The organism is Pseudomonas inefficax (assembly GCF_900277125.1).
Lineage (GTDB): Bacteria > Pseudomonadota > Gammaproteobacteria > Pseudomonadales > Pseudomonadaceae > Aquipseudomonas > Aquipseudomonas inefficax.
Genome location: NZ_OPYN01000003.1, coordinates 1 through 2,137, shown reverse-complemented (window position 1 = coordinate 2,137; position 2,137 = coordinate 1). Strand labels below are relative to the sequence as shown.

Sequence of the window (2,137 nt, the reverse complement as noted above, 5' to 3'; positions counted from 1 at the left end):
CCTCGGCTGGACCCCGCACCCGATGAACGTGAAGCTGAAGATGCATTACCTGACCGGCGGGGAAAAATGGTTTGGCAGCAAGGGCGAGGTGTATACCCTGACCCGCAAGGGTTATCCACAAGCCTGCCCGAATGCGGCCAGGCTGCTGGGCAACCTGAAATTCACGCTGGATATGGAAAACGCCATCATGGCCGAGGTTGTGGACAAGAAGATCAGCTTCGATGATGCGGCCAAGGCTTGGCTGAAGGCGCACCCCGAGGTGCTGGAAGGGTGGTTGGCCGGGGTGACGACCAAGGCCGATGGCAATGCCCTGGAGGCCGTCAAAGCCAAACTGTAACCTCGAAAGCAAAACATCTATCCCTGTGGGAGCGGGCATGCCCGCGAACACCGGCGAAGCCGGTGCCATCCACCGCGGCGGCTTCTTCGCGGGCGCGCCCGCTCCCACAGGGGATTGGCGAAACAGTAAGGAATGTGGATAACCCATGCATCGCCTCACTCACCTGCTGCCCTTCCTTTCCTGGCTCCCCCGCCAATCGGGCCGCAGCCTGCGCCAGGACCTGCTGGTAGGCCTGAGCGGTGCAATCCTCGCCCTGCCGCAATCCATCGCCTACGCCCTGATCGCCGGTCTGCCCGCCGAATACGGCTTGTACGCCGCCATCGTGCCAGTGCTGATAGCCTGCTTGTGGGGCTCGTCCTGGCACCTGATCTGTGGCCCGACGGCTGCCATCTCCATCGTCCTCTACGCCAGCATCAGTCCGCTGGCCGTGGCCGGCAGCGCCGACTATGTCACCCTGGTGCTGCTGCTGACCTTCCTCGGCGGCATCTTCCAGTTGCTGCTCGGGCTTTTGCGGTTCGGCGCACTGGTCAACTTCGTCTCCCATTCGGTGGTGCTTGGCTTTACCTTGGGCGCCGCTGTCGTCATTGCCCTGGGCCAGCTACCCAACCTGCTGGGCATGGAGCTGCCAAGCCAGGCCACGGCGTTGAAGACGGTGCAGGACCTGGCCAGCCATGCCGGCGAGGTCGACCCGCCTTCCTTGATTCTGGGCCTGGCCACAGTGGTGATCGGCGTGTGCTTCAAGCTCTGGCGCCCACGCTGGCCCAGCCTGTTGATAAGCCTGATTCTGGTTAGCCTTCTGGCCTGGCTGCTGCCAGGGTTCTTTGCCTATGTGCCGCCAGTGCCGGCATTCACCGGCCAGCTGCCACCCTTCAGTCCGCTGCCCTTGCTGGATGTGGAACTGATCCTGCGCCTGTTACCCAGCGCCGTGGCGGTGGGCATGCTCGGGCTGGTCACCAGCCTGTCTATTGCCCGCTCGTTGTCCGCACGTTCGGAGCAGTTGATCGACGCTGACCAGGAGATACGCGCACAGGGTTTGTCGAACATTGTCGGTGCGTTTTTCTCCGGTTACCTGTCTTCAGGCTCCTTCACCCGCTCAGGGCTAAGCTACGACGCTGGCGCCCGCTCGCCCATGGCCGGGGTATTCTCGGCGCTGTGGGTGGCGGTGTTCGCCGTGGCCGGGGCCGGCCTGATCGCGCACCTGCCGATCCCGGCCATGGCTGGCAGCATCTTGCTGATCTGCTGGGGGTTGGTGGACCACCGGGGCATTCGTGCGCTGTTTCGAGTCAGTCGCTCGGAGTTCCTGGTGATGGCCCTGACAGCGGCAGCAACCTTGTTGCTGGAGTTGCAGACGGCGATCTATGCCGGAGTGCTGGCATCGCTGTTCTTCTATCTGAAGCGCACCTCGCGGCCTCGGGTTCAGCAGAGCCGTGAAGGGGAGGCGGATGTGCTGCGGGTGGGCGGGTCGATCTTCTTTGGCGCGGCGCATTACCTGCAGGTGCGCTTGCAGCGCTGCCAGGGGCCGAATGTGGTGATCGACGCGCGGCAAGTTAACTTCATCGATTATTCGGGTGTGGATATGTTGCATCGCGAGGCGCGGCGGCGGCTGCGGGCGGGGGGAAGCCTGACGCTGCACCGGGCCAGGCCGCAGGTGATCGAGGAATTGCAGAAGCTGGAAGGGGTGGAGTTGTGCCCGATCCGGTTTGAAGAGTGATATTGGGCTGAGATTTTTGGGGCTGCTGCGCAGCCCATCGCGACGCAAGGCCGCTCCTACACCGACCGCGCAATGCCTGCTGACGCGGT

Annotated in this window: 2 protein-coding genes; both read left to right on the top strand. The window is 63.6% G+C overall.

Annotation, left to right across the window (positions count from 1 at the left end; all coding sequences use genetic code 11):
- On the top strand, window positions 1-337 hold a 337-nt coding region (locus tag JV551A3_RS01685; RefSeq protein ID WP_328592074.1), incomplete at its 5' end, for a glycine betaine ABC transporter substrate-binding protein.
- A 145-nt stretch (window positions 338-482) separates the two neighbouring features.
- Window positions 483-2,048 (top strand): SulP family inorganic anion transporter, encoded by a 1,566-nt coding sequence (locus JV551A3_RS01675; RefSeq protein ID WP_133978235.1) that lies wholly within the window; start codon window positions 483-485, stop codon window positions 2,046-2,048.
- Window positions 2,049-2,137 lie beyond the last annotated feature (89 nt).